Source organism: Eubacterium multiforme, from assembly GCF_030813415.1.
Taxonomy (GTDB): Bacteria; Bacillota; Clostridia; order Clostridiales; family Clostridiaceae; genus Clostridium; species Clostridium multiforme.
This window is the reverse complement of record NZ_JAUSUF010000001.1, coordinates 777,538-793,848: the sequence shown is the minus strand read 5'-3', so window position 1 is coordinate 793,848 and position 16,311 is coordinate 777,538. Positions and strand designations below refer to the sequence as shown.

Genomic DNA, 16,311 nt, shown 5'->3' with positions numbered 1-16,311 from the left:
ATAACTACTAAAGTATAGCATAGGACATATACATCGTCAATAATATTTAATGTTAAAAAAAACTTTTTATAACCTTTCATAAATGCTATAATCGTAATAACTGAAAAGTCAAAAGGAGAGAAAAATTTTGAGTAAGTTATATTTTAGATATGGAGCTATGAATTCAGGTAAGTCAACACATTTAATGCAAGTTGCTTATAATTATGAAGAAAGAGGAATGAGAGTATTATTACTTAAACCTTCAACGGATAAAAAAGGTGGAGATGAACTTGTTTCAAGACTTGGAGTTGTTAGAAAAGTAGATGTTCTAATTAAGGATAATGATAATATTTACAATATAGTAAAAAATAATTTAGAAGAGTATGGGAAGTTACATTGTATTTTAGTAGATGAAGTACAATTTTTAAAAAAGAAACAAATAGATGAATTATTTGAAGTTGCAGTAACTTTAGATATTCCAATAATATGTTATGGGTTAAGAACTGATTTTAAAATGGAAGGTTTTGAAGGAAGTGAAAGACTTTTGTTAATAGCCCATAGTATAGAAGAGATGAAAACAATATGTAAGTGTGGAAATAAAGCAATAGTTAATGCAAGAAAGATAAATAATAGGTTTGTATTTGAGGGAGAACAAGTAGCAATAGATAATATGGGTGATGTTACTTATGAATCATTATGTGGAGAGTGTTACTTCAAATATAAGAACCACAAATAGGAAGGGGATATGTAATTGAAGAAATGTGAAGTTGGTGGTCAAGCTGTAATTGAAGGAGTAATGATGAGAGGCACCAAAGGAATGGCAACGGCTATTCGTAAGGAAAATGGAGAAATTGAAGTTGATATAAAAAAGGTTACTCCAATTACGAAAAAGTATAAGATGCTTAATATACCATTTATTAGAGGTATGTTTGTACTTATAGATTCTTTAATTCAAGGAATAAAATGCTTAAATTATTCAGCATCTTTTTTTGATGATACAGAGCCATCTGCTTTTGAAGATTGGCTTAGAAATAAATTTGGTGAAAAGAGTAATGACATAATAATTGGATTTACTATGTGTGCTTCTTTTATAATGGCAATTTTATTATTTGTTGCATTACCAACAGGGATAGCAGCTATTTTTAAAAGTTTTGGAGTGCCTAATATAGGTCTTAATATAATAGAAGCGTTAATAAGAATTATTATATTGTTAGGGTATATGTGGGGAATTAGTAAATTTGATGATATATATAGATTATTTCAATATCATGGTGCAGAGCATAAAACAATTTTTTGCTATGAGGCTGGAGAAAAATTAAAGGTTGAGAATGTAAAAAAATATTCAAGATTTCATCCAAGATGTGGAACTAACTTTTTATTTCTTATAATGTTTGTAAGTATAATAGTTTTTGCCTTTACTGGTTGGGGAAACTTCTTTGAAAGATTAGTACTTAGAATAATATTAATTCCAGTTGTATCTGGAATAACTTATGAAATAATAAGATGGCTTGGAAAGTCAAACAATAAACTATCAAGAGTTATTTCAGCACCAGGACTTAAATTACAAGAAATAACAACAAGAGAACCAGATGATTCACAAATTGAAGTTGCAATTAGTGCATTAAAAGCAGCTGAAGGGTTACCGGAGGATAAAATGAAAATAGAAGAAATTTTAGCAGAGGGAACAAAAATATTATCAAGTGCAAATATAGATACAGCAAGATTAGATGCTGCTATTTTACTTGGATATGTTATTGGTAAAGATAGGCTTTACTTATTAACTCATGGAGATTTGGAAGTTAGTAATGAAGATAATAAAAAGTATATGGAACTAATAGAAAAAAGAAAATATAAAATGCCAATAAAATATATTTTAGGTTCTTGTGAATTTATGGGACTAGATTTTTATGTTGAAGAAGGTGTTTTAATTCCAAGAGGAGATACTGAAGTTTTAGTTGAGGAAGTTTTAAAGAATATAGATGAAGAGGAAGAATTAAATCTTTGTGATTTATGTTCAGGAAGTGGAGCTATTGGTATATCATTAGCACACTATAGAAAGAATATAAAAGTAGATGAAATAGATTATTTTGATAAACCTGAAAAAGTTACTAATGAAAATATTAAAAAACATAATTTAAATGATAGAGTTAAATTTATTAAAAGTGATCTTTTAAAGGAAGCCATAAATGAGAATAAAGCCTATAGCATAATAGTTTCAAATCCTCCATATATAAAGGAAGAAGAAATAAATAAATTAATGGATGATGTGAGAAGATATGAACCTCATAGTGCTTTAAGTGGAGGGGAAGATGGCTTAATATTTTATAGAAGAATAGTTAAAGAGAGTAAATTACTTTTAAAAGATAAAAAAATATTAGCTTTTGAAATTGGATATGACCAAGGAGAAGAAGTAAAAAAAATAATGATAGAAAATGATTTTTGTGATGTAAAAGTTATAAAAGATTTAGCAGGTCATAATCGAGTAGTTATAGGACATTTATAATTATTGAAAAAACATTATAAGTTGTGATATAATAATTAAATATGAAAATATATAGTACGGAGTGATAAGATGTTATTAGATAAATTAGCATTCATAGAGAACAAATATGATGAATTATCAGTAAAAATTAGTGATCCTTCAATTATGGAAAACCAAAATGAATGGAGAAAACTATGTAAAGAACATGCTGATTTAGAAATCATAGTAGGGGCCTATAGAGAATACAAAAAAGTTGTTGAAGATTTAAATGATAATAAAGAAATGCTTGAAATTGAGACAGATAAAGAAATGAAAGAAATGCTTCATGAGGAGATAAATGGATTAAAAATAAGAGAAGAAGAATTAGAAAACCAAATTCAAATTCTTTTATTACCTAAAGATCCAAATGATGATAAGAATGTTTTCGTTGAAATAAGAGCAGGTGCAGGTGGAGATGAAGCAGCACTTTTTGCAGCTAATCTTTTTAGAATGTATACAAGATATGCAGAAAATAATAGATGGGCTGTAGAGCTTATGAACACTAATGAAACAGGTATTGGTGGATTAAAAGAAGTTGTCTTTATGATTAAAGGTAATGGGGCATATTCAAAATTAAAATATGAAAGTGGAGTTCATAGAGTTCAAAGAGTTCCAGATACAGAATCAAGTGGTAGAATACATACATCAACAGCAACAGTTGCTGTTTTACCAGAAGTTGATGATGTAGAAGTAGAAATAAACGAAAAAGATATTAAGTTTGATGTATTTAGAGCATCAGGTAATGGAGGACAATGTGTTAATACTACTGACTCAGCAGTAAGACTTACACATTTACCAACAGGAATCGTTATTTCATGTCAAGATGAAAAATCACAGCTTAAAAATAAAGAAAAGGCAATGAAAGTCTTAAGAGCAAGACTATTTGAAAAGGCAGAAGCAGAAAGAGCAGCAGGAATTGCAGAAGACAGAAAATCTCAAGTAGGTACTGGAGACAGAAGTGAGAGAATTAGAACATACAATTACCCTCAAGGAAGAGTTACAGACCATAGAATTGGATTAACTCTTTACAAGTTAGAATCTTTCTTAAATGGGGATATAGATGAAGTTATAAACGCTCTTATAACTGCAGATCAAGCTGAAAAAATGAAACAAATGGGAAATACACAAGAAATGTAATAAAAAAGCCTTGCATTAAAATGTAAGGCTTTTATAATATAAAAAGGAGTAAGTATGGATATTTATAAAGCATTAAAAAAAGAGAAAAAATCTATAAAAAGATTTTACATATTAATGATTATATTAGCTATACTATTACCAACAACTTTATGGCTAACGGGAATAATGGCAAAATTTTATATAATTTATGTAGCCTTATTAGAACTATTAATATTTATTGCAATTTTAAAAAAGAGAGATTATACAAAGCTTGAATTTTCTTATAAAAATAATAAGCTTAGGTTTACAAACGGATTATTTAGTCAAACTCACATAATATTATGTGATAAAATAGCAATAGTTCATACTGAAGGTATAGAAGATTATATGAAAATAATATTAGTTAGTAGTGCAAAAATAAGGAATAGAAGGATGAAACCAATATCTAAAGGATTTTTAGACAAATATCCAGAGGTTTCAGAAGAATACATAAAGATAAAAAAAATAAATCCAAGTGAAAAATATTACTTTCAAATAATTAAAAAAGGTGGACTTAAAAAATATCCTTTTTTAAATGAAATATTTAAATATTGTGTTAAAGCGGAATTCACTGATGATTGTATTGAAAACATAAAAATTGCTCGAGGAGAAACTTTAAGTTAGAAAGAGGGCGTTAGCTTTGGAAACAAAGATTGCTACTATAAATGGAATTAATGATAAAAAATATATAAAAGAAGCTGCAGAAGTTATAAAAAGAGGTGGAACTGTTGCCTTCCCAACAGAAACAGTCTATGGATTAGGAGCAAATGCATTAAAAGAAGAATGTGTAAAAAAAATATTTATTGCAAAGGGAAGACCACAGGATAATCCATTAATTATTCATGTTGCTTCAAAAAATTTAGAACCTTATGCAAAAAATATTCCTGATATTGCAAAAAAATTAATGGATAAATTTTGGCCGGGACCAATGACATTAATATTAGAAAAACAGGATATAATACCAATGGAAACAAGTGCGAATTTAAATACTATTGGAATTAGAATGCCATCAAATGAAGTTGCAAGAGAACTTATAAAAGAATCAGGAGTGCCAATTGCAGCACCATCTGCTAATATTAGCGGGAAACCAAGTCCAACTGATATAGAAAGATGTATTGAAGATTTAAATGGTAAGGTAGATTATATAATAGGTGGAGAAAAAAGCGAAGTAGGATTAGAATCTACAATAGTTGATTGTACAGTTAATCCACCAATAGTTTTAAGACCAGGTGGAATAACACTTGAAATGCTTAGAGAAGTTGATGAAAGAATAGAAATAGATAAAGGATTACTTAATAATTCAGATGATTTTAAGCCAAAAGCACCAGGTATGAAGTATAGACATTATGCTCCAAATGCAAAACTTAAAATTATAAAAGGAAATAAAGAAAAAACTATTGAAAAAATCAATGAAATGGTACAAAATTATATAGATGAAGAAAAAAAGGTAGGAATACTTACTACAGAAGAAAATAGCCATAAATATCCTAAGGGAGAAAAGGTTATTTTAGGAGCAGAAAATAATTTAGAAGAAATTGCATCAAATCTTTTTGAAGCTTTAAGATCATTTAATGATCTAGATGTAGATATAATATTAGCAGAAGCCTTTAATGAAGAAGGACTTGGAATTGCTATTATGAATAGATTAAATAAAGCAGCAGGATATGATGTTATAGATGTTTAAAAGAATTTGGAGGTTTTTTTATGAAAGTGCTCTTCGTATGCACAGCAAATACATGTAGAAGCCCAATGGCAGAAGAAATATTTAACAAAATAAATAATGATTCAAATATAGCAGCCAAATCAGCTGGGATTGTAATAGTTCCTGGTAGCTTTGTTACTGAAAATTCTATAGAATTAATAAAAGAAGAATTAAATGTAGATATTAAAAATAAAGAAGCTATTCAATTAAATGAATCAATGCTTCAAGAATCAGATATTATTTTAACAATGACTGAATATGGTAGAGATTTTATAAAAAATAATTATCCAAATTATAAAGATAAAGTATTTTCAATATGTGAATATGCTGGCGTAAAAGGAGAAATAACTGACCCTTACGGCAGCACAATTTCTGTTTACAATAAAACATACAAAGAATTAGAGGATATAGTGACTCTTATAATAGGTAAATTAAAGAAAGCTGGAAGTGTGTAATATTTATTACATGCTACACTTTCTTTTTTTATAAATTAAATACATAAAAATATATGGAGGTAAGATTTTATGAAAATAGCATTAGGATCAGATCATGGTGGATATAGCTTAAAGAATGAAATTATGGAATATTTAAGTGCAAATGGATATGAAATAAAAGATTTTGGTACTTATACTAAAGAATCATGCGATTATCCAGATTATGCAGAAAAGGTTGCAAAGGCAGTTGCTGCAAAAGAATTTGATTTAGGAATATTAGTTTGTGGAACTGGAATTGGAATGAGCATTGCTGCAAACAAAGTTCCAGGAATAAGAGCTGCTTTATGTTCAGATACATTTAGTGCACATGCAACTGTAGAACACAATAATGCAAATATTCTTACATTAGGAGAAAGAATATTAGGACCAGGACTTGCACTTGAGATAGTTAAGACATTCTTAGCTGCAAAATTCGAAGGTGAAAGACATGAAAGAAGATTAAATAAAATAGCTGCAATAGAAAAAGAATTTAATAAATAAAATTTTGGAGGAATAAAAAAATGAGTAAAGTTACAGAAATCAATCATCCATTAATATTACACAAATTAGCATTCATAAGAAGTAAGGAAACAGGTTCAAAGGATTTTAGAGACTTAGTTTCAGAAGTTTCAATGTTAATGGCATATGAAGTTACAAGAAATTTACCAACTGAAAATGTAGAAATAGAAACACCAATATGCAAAACAAAATGCAAAATGTTAGCTGGAAAGAAGTTAGCAATAGTACCAATATTAAGAGCTGGACTTGGAATGGTAGATGGAGTATTAAAACTTATACCAGCAGCAAAAGTTGGTCACATTGGATTATATAGAGATGAAGAAACTCTACAACCAGTTGAATATTTCTGTAAGTTACCTCAAGATATAGCTGAAAGAGAAATAATCGTTGTAGATCCAATGCTTGCAACTGGAGGATCAGCAATTGATGCATTAACAATGCTTAAGAAAAAAGGTGCTAAATATTTAAAACTTATGTGCTTAATTTCATCACCAGAAGGAATAAAAGCAATTAAAGAAGTTCATCCTGATGTTGATATATATGTTGCACAAATAGATGAAAAATTAAATGAAAATGGATATATTGTACCAGGTCTTGGAGATGCTGGAGACAGATTATTCGGAACTAAGTAATAAATAAAAAATAAAACCTTCCAGTTGGAAGGTTTTATTTTTTTTAAATATCATCAACATTAAAAGATAATTCAATTTTTTCAATAGATGGAACAAGCTGTGTTAATTTAACACCTGCTGATTTAAACATTCTTTTTGAAGCTTTTACTATATCCGTATCAGAATATTTATCACTTAAGAAAATTACTTCTTTTATTCCACTTTGAATAATTGCTTTAGCACATTCATTACAAGGAAATAAAGCAACATATAATTTAGCATTTTCTAATGAAACACCTCTATTATTTAAAATAGCATTAAGTTCTGCATGAACAACATAAGGATATTTAGTTTCTAAAAATTCGCCTTCTCTTTCCCAAGAATAAGTATCATCAGAGCAACCAAAAGCAAAACCATTATAACCAACAGAAAGAACTCTGTTAGTAGGGCTTACAATACAAGCTCCCACTTGAGTGCTTGGATCTTTACTTCTTTTAGCAGATAAAAGAGCAAGTCCCATAAAGTATTCATCCCAAGATATAAAATCATGTCTTTTCATAATAGAAACTCCTTTGTATAAAATTTTTTATGTAATTTTATTAATATTATAATATAAACAAAAGGAAAATTGTAAATATAATTAAAAAAAAGTATTTGTTTAAAATTTAACAAAAACTATTGATTATTATGAATGAAATGGTTATAATAAAAGTATGTTAAGAGTTTAACAAAGAATAAAAGTTTGTTAATTATAAATTTGGGAGGTTTTGTTTAATGAAAGAAGTAGTAATTGTAAGTGCGGTAAGAACAGCATTAGGTTCATTTGGAGGAGCATTAAAAAATGTTCCAGCAGTAGACTTAGGAGCACTAGTAATAAAGGAAGCTGTAAAGAAGGCTGGAATCAAACCAGAAATGGTTGAAGAAGTTTTAATGGGAAATGTTATTCAAGCGGGTCTTGGACAAAACGTTGCAAGACAAGCAACAATAAAAGCAGGACTTCCAGAAGAAGTACCAGCAATGACTATCAATAAAGTATGTGGATCAGGTTTAAGAGCAGTTAGTTTAGCAGCTCAAATGATAAAAGCAGGAGACACTGATATTGTAGTTGCTGGTGGTGTAGAAAATATGTCAAGAGCACCTTATCTTTTAGAAACTGCAAGATGGGGACAAAGAATGGGCAACGGAAAAATGGTTGACTCAATGATAAATGATGCACTATGGGATGCATTTAATGATTATCATATGGGAGTAACAGCAGAAAATATAGCAGAGAAGTGGAATCTTACAAGAGAAGAACAAGATGAATTCTCAGCTAATTCTCAAAATAAAGCAGAAAAAGCTATTAAAGAAGGAAGATTTAAAGATGAAATAGTTCCAGTTGTAATTCCTCAAAGAAAAGGAGATCCAATAGTATTTGATACTGATGAATTCCCAAGATTCGGAACAACAGCTGAAAAATTAGCAAAATTAAGACCAGCATTTAAGAAAGATGGTACAGTAACAGCAGGTAATGCTTCAGGTATAAATGATGGAGCAGCAGCTCTTGTAATTATGAGTGCAGAAAAAGCAGAAAGCTTAGGAATTAAGCCAATGGCAAAAATTCTTTCATATGGATCAAGAGGATTAGATCCAGCTATAATGGGATATGGACCATTCCATGCAACAAAGAAAGCATTAGAAGTTGCTGGATTAGAAGTTAAAGATTTAGATCTTATAGAAGCTAATGAAGCATTTGCAGCTCAAAGTTTAGCTGTAGCTAGAGATTTAGGATTTGATATGACAAAAGTTAATGTAAATGGTGGAGCAGTAGCTTTAGGTCATCCAGTTGGAGCATCAGGAGCTAGAATTTTAGTTACATTACTTCACGAAATGGAAAAGAGAGATGCTAAAAAAGGCTTAGCTACACTTTGCATAGGTGGAGGAATGGGAACAGCAGTAGTTGTTGAAAGATAATATCATAAACTATTTCATAAATAAAGATAATTTATAAATATTTGTAAATATACCTTAGAATTACTTTCTAAGGTATATTTTTGTTGTATAATAAAAATGTATATATTAAAAAATATAATAAGATAAAATAATTGATAAAATTTCATGAAAACATTTAACAAAATAAAAAATTAACAGGAATAAAACACTAAAGCTATAAATTAATTAATTTATAGCCTTAAATTTATTAATAAAATAATAAATTTATTAACAAAATAAAAATGCATTGAATAAAACTAATTGACTTTATTCAAACTAAAAATATAGAGAAAAACTAAAGATAATGATATAGATTTATAAATATGTTTACATAAGGAAAAAAATACTATTATTTGTAAGGCATTTTAACAAAGATATAAAAATGTAACAAGAGAACTATTTTGAATATTCAGACAAATGAATAGGTAATAAATTTAAAATTCGTAAAATATGAAAAAGCTTAAAATACAGAGGAAGCGACAGTAAAAATGAATTACGATATTATAATTTGATATAATACGACGAAATAATGCAATAGCCTAAAATATGGTGTTTCCGACAAAAAAATATATAAACTATAATAAGGGATATGATTGCCAAGGGGGTAAGTAATGGTTGGAAATTTAACTAGACTATTAAGACAGACTTTTAAAAGTAGTGGAATCATCCTTACTGCAGGACTTATAATTTCATACATTATAAATGTAAATTATTGTTTTCCTTTTTTAATAGGTTCAATAATTAGCATTTTAAATTTTTTAATAAGTGGAGCAGTTACTGAGAAAGCTATTAATAGTGACATGAATTTAAAGGGTATTATTCTTATGGTTAGTTTTGTAATAAGAATAATAATGATAGCTGTAATAGGATTATTATTATTGCAAAACCAATATAACGTAATACTATATGTTATTGGATATATGTCCAACTTCATTTCTTTGTTCATGGCAATTAAATATGAAGAAAGGAAGTGATTGAGTGGAAGCATTGTTTAATGAAATTGGTTCTACTGTGTTACAACAATGGGGAATAATCATAATTATTGCTATTGTTCTAATACTAATGACAAAAAATCTTTCAGTTGTACCAAAATCAAAAAGTCAATCAATAATTGAAATTTTTGTTGAAGGCATGAACAATTGGGTTAAAAACACTATGGGAGATAAATACGCAGGATTTGCTGCATACATTGGAGCCTTGGTTCTTTTCTTATTCTTTATGAATATTACAGACCTTGTAGGACTTCATCCACCTACAGCAGATTATAGTGTAGCATTAGTATTGTCATTAACAACATTCTTAATGGTTCAAATAAATGCAATCATAAAGAATGGTGGTTTAGGATATCTAAAAGGATATGCTCACCCAAGTCCAGCTTTATTACCTATCAATATCTTAGAAAGAGTAATGTTACCAGTAACATTAAGCTTCAGACTTTTTGGTAATATTACAGTTGCAACTGTAATTATTGAATTGTTATTAAGAGCATTGAGTAAGATGGCGTGGATTGCTCAATTAGCTATCCCAGTGCCATTTATGGCATACTTCGATTTATTTGACGGATTTCTTCAAACATTCATCTTTTCAATATTAACAATGATCTATATAAAGATGATTGCAGAAGAATAACCAAAATAAAATCAAATTTAGTCAGAGAAACTTGTGAAAGATTAAGGAGGAATTATTTATGACTGGAGCAGAATTTATAGTAGGAATGCGTGCAATTGGTGCAGGACTTGCAGTTATCGCAGCAGTAGGTGCAGGAGTTGGTATTGGTAACGCAACAGCTAGTTTATTAAAAAGTATTGCAAGACAACCGGAAGCAAGTGGTAAACTTATGTCAACATATTTCATTGGTTGTGCATTAGCAGAAACAACAGCAATATATGGATTATTAGTTTCATTCATCTTATTATTTGTTGGTATCCACTAAATTTTGAATGCTATGAAAAAAAGTAGGTTTTTAATAAGCCTGGAAGGGAGGCTTTAAATTTGGAAATTAATATGAATATTAACATTCCAGAGATGATAGTTACATTAGTAAACTTATTAATATTATTTTGGATAGTTAAGCATTTTGCTTTTGATAGAGTAAATAAAATTTTAAGAGAAAGAAATAGTCGTATAGAAGATACGATTAGTAAGGCTGATGAAGATTTAGAGAAAGCAAGAATATTAAAGCTTCAAAATGAAAGAGAAATCGGAACAGCAAAAGAAGAAGGAAAAGAAATTGTTAGTCAATACAAGATTAAGGCAGATGGTATTTATAAAGAGATAGTAGAAGATGCTAGAAAAGAAGCAAGTACTATTATTGAAAAATCTAAGGTTGAAATCAATAGAGAACGTGCAAAGGCTGAGGATGAAATTAAGACTCAAGCAGTAGAACTTGCAATATTCCTTTCAGAAAAGGCTCTTGGAGAATCAATAGATGAAAAGAAGCATAGACAACTTATTGACGAATATATAAGCAAGGTAGGTATGTAATTATGTACGAATATTTGGATCGTAGATATGCCCTAGCTTTATATAAAGTAGCAGAAGAAAAAAATAAGGTAGATGAATATCTTAATGATTTAAGAGAGATATGTAAAATTATTGATGACAACCAAGAAATTTATGAAATCATAAAATCACCTCAAATAAGTACTAGACAAAAAAAGAAAATTTTTAAAGACTTATTTAAAGGTAGAATTGATGAGGAATTACTATCATTTTTATTAATTCTTGTAGAAAAAGGAAGAATATTATTTCTAAAAGAAAAACTTAATCAAATGGAGAAAATCCATTTAGAAAAAGAAAATACAGTAATTGCTAAAGTAAAAAGTGTTATAGAACTTACAGATGACGAAACTAAGAGATTAAAAGAAAACTTAGAAAAGAAGTATAACAAAACAGTAATTATAGAACATGAAATTGATAAAAGTATATTAGGCGGACTTTATGTTAGAGTAGGAAATGATGTTATTGATGGATCAATAAAATCTAAACTTGATGAAATGAGAGCCTTAATACTTAAGAGGGAATAGAGGTGAAACCATGAATATCAAACCAGAAGAGATTACTTCTATAATCAAAAGTGAAATTGAAAAATACGACAAACAAATAAAAACAATAGATTCAGGTACAATTATTCAAATTGGTGATGGTATTGCTAGAGTATATGGTTTAGATGATTGTATGGAAGGTGAATTGTTAGAATTCCCAAATGATGTTTATGGTATGGCATTAAATCTTGAACAAGATAATGTAGGATGTGTTTTACTTGGTTCTGAAGAAGGAATCAAAGAAGGAGATGTCGTTAAGAGAACAGGAAAAATTGTTGAGGTTGGTGTAGGTCAAGAATTAATAGGAAGAGTTGTAGATGGCTTAGGAAATCCTATTGATGCAAAAGGACCAATAAAACCAGAAGCATTTAGACCAATAGAAGTTCCAGCTCCTAGCATTCTAGATAGAAGTTCAGTTAATGAGCCATTACAAACAGGAATAAAAGCAATTGACTCAATGATTCCAATTGGTAAGGGACAAAGAGAACTTATCATAGGAGATAGACAAATTGGTAAGACAGCTATAACAATAGATACAATAATAAATCAAAAAGATAAAGATGTAATTTGTATATATGTAGCAATAGGTCAAAAGCAATCAACAGTAGCACATATAGTGAATACATTAACAGAATTTGGTGCAATGGATTATACAACAGTTGTTGCTGCAACTGCATCAGAATCAGCACCATTACAATACTTAGCACCTTATGTTGGATGTTCAATTGGTGAACATTTTATGCATCAAGGAAAAGATGTATTGGTTATATATGATGACTTATCAAAGCACGCAGTTGCTTATAGAACAATGTCATTACTACTTAAAAGACCACCAGGCAGAGAAGCTTATCCTGGAGATGTTTTCTATATTCATTCAAGATTACTTGAAAGAGCAGCAAAACTTTCAGAAAAAAATGGTGGAGGTTCTTTAACAGCACTTCCAATTATAGAAACACTAGCAGGAGACGTAACTGCATATATTCCAACTAATGTTATATCAATAACAGATGGTCAAATATTCCTAGAATCAGATCTTTTTAATTCAGGACAAAGACCAGCTGTTAATGCAGGTATATCAGTATCAAGAGTTGGTGGTAATGCTCAAATTAAAGCTATGAAACAAGTTTCAGGTACTTTAAGATTAGAGCTTGCCCAATATAGAGAATTAGAATCATTTGCTCAATTTGGATCAGATTTAGATGCTGATACTTCAAGAAGACTTGAAAAAGGTAAGAGAATGGTTGAAATTTTAAAACAAAACCAATATTCACCTATGCCTGTTGAAAATCAAGTAATTATTTTATATGCAGCAGTAAATGATTATTTATCAGATATAAAAGTTGAAGATATAAGAAAGTTCGAAAAAGATTTCTTAGAATACATGGATACTCAATATAGAGAAGTAGGAAAAGAAATAGTAGAAAAGAAAGTTTTAACTGACGAATTAAAAGCATCCCTTGAAAAAGGAATTACTGAATTCAAAAAAATATTCTTACAATAAAGCATAGCTTAAATTAAGCTATGCCATCTTTTAGGAGGTGGATGTATGGCAGGAGCAGGACTTATTGAAATCAAACGTAGAATTAAGTCTGTAGAAAATACTAAAAAAATAACAAAGGCCATGGGACTTGTTGCCACTTCTAAGTTAAGAAGAGTCAGAATGGGATTAAACGAAAATAACAAATATTTTGAAGCTGCTAAGAATATAGCTCAAGAAGCGTATTCATCAATGGATCTTGATAAAGAAGGGATTTATTTTACAGGCAATTCTTCAAAAAGAAAGTTATATATAGTTGTAGCATCAGATTCAGGATTATGTGGAGGGTATAATGTTAATATAGCATTGACTTTAAAAAATTATGTTGGAATAGATAAATCAGATAGTCTAGTTATGTGTTTAGGTAAAAAAGGTATTTCTTATATGAAGAGATATGGTTTCCAAACAATTGCAGAGTATGTTGATATAAAGGATAATACTGATATAAAAGAAGTTTCAATGATTTATAAACATGCCTTAAGATTATATAATTCAAATGAAGTTGGAGAAATTTATGTTGTATATACACATTTTAAATCTCCAGTTTCACAAGTAATAAAGATAGATAAAATGCTACCTTTAGAATTTGATGATATTAAAGAAGATATTGGATTTATGTTAGAATCCAAGAGTGAATCTTCAACAAAGGCAACATTTGATTTTTATTTAGAATCAAAATTAATAAATTGTATTTTACATGCAAAAACTAGCGAAGAATCATCAAGAATGACTGCAATGGACGGAGCTACAAAAAATGCAGATGACCTGTTAGATAGATTAAATACTAAATACAATAGAATAAGACAAAGTGCTATAACTCAAGAAATTGCTGAAATAGTAGGTGGAGCAGAAGCACAAAAATAGTGAGGAGGTATGATTAAATGCCTAACAATATAGGAAAAGTAGTTCAAGTTATTGGACCAGTAGTTGATATAAAGTTTGACAGTGAGTCACTTCCAAATATTTATAATGCTATTGAAATAGACATGAATGGTGAAGTATTAATAACTGAAGTTGAACAACATGTCGGTGATGATATAGTAAGAACAATAGCTATGGAAGCGACAGAAGGATTAAGAAGAGGCATGAAGGCAGTTAATACAGGAAAACCAATTTCAATTCCTGTAGGCCAATGTGTTTTAGGAAGATTATTTAATGTTTTAGGAAAACCAGTTGATTATGAAATTGCAGGAAAAGTTGATGCAAAGGAATTCTATCCAATACATAGACCAGCACCATCATTTGCAGAACAATCAGTTGAACCTGAAATGTTTGAAACAGGAATAAAGGTTGTTGACCTTATAGCACCTTATCAAAAAGGTGGTAAGATAGGTTTATTTGGAGGTGCTGGAGTTGGTAAAACAGTACTTATCCAAGAACTTATAAACAATATAGCTAAACAACATGGTGGATTATCAGTATTCACAGGTGTTGGAGAAAGATCAAGAGAAGGTAATGACCTTTACTATGAAATGAAAGAATCAGGGGTTATAGATAAGACAGCATTAGTATTTGGACAAATGAATGAGCCACCTGGTGCCAGAATGAGAGTTGCCCTTACAGGACTTACAATGGCAGAATACTTTAGAGATCAAGGTCAAGATGTGTTACTATTTATAGATAATATATTTAGATTCTCTCAAGCAGGTTCTGAGGTTTCAGCTTTACTTGGTAGAATACCTTCAGCTGTTGGTTACCAACCAACACTTGCAACTGAAATGGGTGCTCTTCAAGAAAGAATTACATCAACAACTCATGGTTCAATTACATCTGTTCAAGCTGTATATGTTCCTGCTGATGACTTAACAGACCCAGCACCAGCAACAACATTCTCTCACTTAGATGCAACAACAGTTTTATCAAGAAGTGTATCAGAGCGTGGTATATACCCAGCTGTTGATCCTTTAGATTCAACTTCAAGAATATTAGATCCAAGAGTAGTTGGAGAAGATCATTATAATGTTGCTTCAAAAGTTAAAAATATATTAGAGAGATATAAAGAACTTCAAGATATAATTGCTATATTAGGTGTTGATGAATTATCAGATGATGATAAATTAACTGTTTCTAGAGCAAGAAAAGTTCAAAACTTCTTATCACAACCATTTACAGTAGCAGAACAATTTACTGGTATGAAAGGTAAATATGTTACAATAGAAGAAACTATTAGAGGTTTTAAAGAAATAATAGAAGGTAAACATGATGATTTACCAGAATCAGCTTTTCTATTTGTTGGAACTATAGAAGAAGCTATAGAAAAAGCTAAGACTTTAGCATAAGGGGATGGTATAGTATGGCTGATACCTTTAGACTAAAGATTATGACACCTAGTAGTGTTAAATTTGATGAAGAAGTTTTAAGTTTATTAACAAATACATCAGAAGGAAAAGTTGAGATTCTTGCAAATCATGCCTCAATAGTAATTAATACAGTTCAAGCAATTACTGTAGTAACTAAGGCAGATGGAGAGAAAGTAGAACTTTTCACAGCAAGAGGATTAATTGGTTTTAAAAATAATGAATTAGATTTTTGTTGTGGATCTTGTGAAACAAAAGATGAAATTGATGTAGAAAGAGCTAAAGCAGCAAAGGAAAGAGCTGAAAAGCGCTTAAAGGATGAACAATACGATAAAGAAAGAGCTACAGCTGCTTTAAGAAGAGCATTAATAAGATTACAACTAAAGAATGAATAAAAATAAGACTTAGATATTTATATCTAGGTCTTTTTTGATTTATAGCAATTTATGACAATCTATCACAAAAAAAGTATAAAACTTATATATTGTATTATAAAGATAGT

General features: G+C 29.5%; 19 protein-coding genes. 18 read left to right on the top strand and 1 reads right to left on the bottom strand.

The features are described from left to right. Nucleotides 1–127 precede the first annotated feature (127 nt). From J2S18_RS03725 to upp, 8 genes are all read left to right on the top strand, one after another. The gene (locus J2S18_RS03725; protein WP_307483377.1) at nt 128–715 is read left to right on the top strand and encodes a thymidine kinase; all 588 of its coding nucleotides are present in this window, start codon (nt 128–130) and stop codon (nt 713–715) included. A 15-nt stretch (nt 716–730) separates the two neighbouring features. Then, complete coding sequence (prmC, locus tag J2S18_RS03720; protein ID WP_307483374.1) at nt 731–2,482, top strand: peptide chain release factor N(5)-glutamine methyltransferase; 1,752 nt, start codon at nt 731–733, stop codon at nt 2,480–2,482. A 69-nt stretch (nt 2,483–2,551) separates the two neighbouring features. Further along, nucleotides 2,552–3,637 (top strand): peptide chain release factor 1, encoded by a 1,086-nt coding sequence (gene prfA, locus J2S18_RS03715; protein ID WP_307483371.1) that lies wholly within the window; start codon nt 2,552–2,554, stop codon nt 3,635–3,637. A 54-nt stretch (nt 3,638–3,691) separates the two neighbouring features. After that, a complete protein-coding gene (locus J2S18_RS03710) occupies nt 3,692–4,279 on the top strand; it encodes a hypothetical protein (protein ID WP_307483369.1) in 588 nt (195 codons plus the stop codon). 16 nt (nt 4,280–4,295) lie between these two features. Beyond that, complete coding sequence (locus tag J2S18_RS03705; RefSeq protein ID WP_307483366.1) at nt 4,296–5,339, top strand: L-threonylcarbamoyladenylate synthase; 1,044 nt, start codon at nt 4,296–4,298, stop codon at nt 5,337–5,339. A 20-nt stretch (nt 5,340–5,359) separates the two neighbouring features. Further along, nucleotides 5,360–5,812, top strand: coding sequence for a low molecular weight protein arginine phosphatase (locus J2S18_RS03700; RefSeq protein ID WP_307483364.1), 453 nt, complete (start codon nt 5,360–5,362; stop codon nt 5,810–5,812). A gap of 69 nt (nt 5,813–5,881) precedes the next feature. Further along, nucleotides 5,882–6,331 (top strand): ribose 5-phosphate isomerase B, encoded by a 450-nt coding sequence (rpiB, locus tag J2S18_RS03695; RefSeq protein ID WP_307483361.1) that lies wholly within the window; start codon nt 5,882–5,884, stop codon nt 6,329–6,331. Nucleotides 6,332–6,351: 20 nt separating this feature from the next. Further along, the gene (gene upp / locus J2S18_RS03690; RefSeq protein ID WP_209797559.1) at nt 6,352–6,981 is read left to right on the top strand and encodes a uracil phosphoribosyltransferase; all 630 of its coding nucleotides are present in this window, start codon (nt 6,352–6,354) and stop codon (nt 6,979–6,981) included. A gap of 43 nt (nt 6,982–7,024) precedes the next feature. Here the strand turns inward: upp and J2S18_RS03685 are convergent, their stop codons facing one another. Then, nucleotides 7,025–7,519, bottom strand: coding sequence for a deoxycytidylate deaminase (locus tag J2S18_RS03685; protein WP_307483357.1), 495 nt, complete (start codon nt 7,517–7,519; stop codon nt 7,025–7,027). A 215-nt stretch (nt 7,520–7,734) separates the two neighbouring features. Between J2S18_RS03685 and J2S18_RS03680 the strand changes: the two genes are divergently transcribed. From J2S18_RS03680 to J2S18_RS03635, 10 genes are all read left to right on the top strand, one after another. Further along, entirely contained in the window at nt 7,735–8,913 is a 1,179-nt protein-coding gene (locus tag J2S18_RS03680; protein WP_307483355.1) for an acetyl-CoA C-acetyltransferase, read from the top strand. A 629-nt stretch (nt 8,914–9,542) separates the two neighbouring features. Then, nucleotides 9,543–9,905: an ATP synthase subunit I gene (locus J2S18_RS03675; protein WP_307483353.1), complete on the top strand. Its 363-nt coding sequence runs from the start codon at nt 9,543–9,545 to the stop codon at nt 9,903–9,905. Between the two features lie 4 nt (nt 9,906–9,909). After that, nucleotides 9,910–10,560, top strand: coding sequence for a F0F1 ATP synthase subunit A (locus J2S18_RS03670; RefSeq protein ID WP_307483350.1), 651 nt, complete (start codon nt 9,910–9,912; stop codon nt 10,558–10,560). A 58-nt stretch (nt 10,561–10,618) separates the two neighbouring features. Further along, nucleotides 10,619–10,864 carry an ATP synthase F0 subunit C gene (atpE, locus tag J2S18_RS03665; RefSeq protein ID WP_307483347.1) on the top strand — a complete coding sequence of 82 codons (246 nt, stop codon included), beginning with the start codon at nt 10,619–10,621 and terminating at the stop codon, nt 10,862–10,864. Nucleotides 10,865–10,923: 59 nt separating this feature from the next. Beyond that, entirely contained in the window at nt 10,924–11,415 is a 492-nt protein-coding gene (locus tag J2S18_RS03660) for a F0F1 ATP synthase subunit B (protein ID WP_307483344.1), read from the top strand. A 2-nt stretch (nt 11,416–11,417) separates the two neighbouring features. Then, nucleotides 11,418–11,957: a F0F1 ATP synthase subunit delta gene (locus J2S18_RS03655; protein ID WP_307483341.1), complete on the top strand. Its 540-nt coding sequence runs from the start codon at nt 11,418–11,420 to the stop codon at nt 11,955–11,957. Nucleotides 11,958–11,967: 10 nt separating this feature from the next. Further along, nucleotides 11,968–13,476, top strand: coding sequence for a F0F1 ATP synthase subunit alpha (gene atpA / locus J2S18_RS03650; protein ID WP_307483339.1), 1,509 nt, complete (start codon nt 11,968–11,970; stop codon nt 13,474–13,476). 45 nt (nt 13,477–13,521) lie between these two features. Next, nucleotides 13,522–14,376 carry an ATP synthase F1 subunit gamma gene (gene atpG / locus J2S18_RS03645; protein WP_307483337.1) on the top strand — a complete coding sequence of 285 codons (855 nt, stop codon included), beginning with the start codon at nt 13,522–13,524 and terminating at the stop codon, nt 14,374–14,376. A 17-nt stretch (nt 14,377–14,393) separates the two neighbouring features. Continuing rightward, entirely contained in the window at nt 14,394–15,791 is a 1,398-nt protein-coding gene (atpD, locus tag J2S18_RS03640; RefSeq protein ID WP_307483334.1) for a F0F1 ATP synthase subunit beta, read from the top strand. Between the two features lie 14 nt (nt 15,792–15,805). Then, complete coding sequence (locus J2S18_RS03635; protein WP_307483331.1) at nt 15,806–16,204, top strand: ATP synthase delta/epsilon chain alpha-helix domain-containing protein; 399 nt, start codon at nt 15,806–15,808, stop codon at nt 16,202–16,204. The last annotated feature ends 107 nt before the right edge of the window (nt 16,205–16,311 follow it).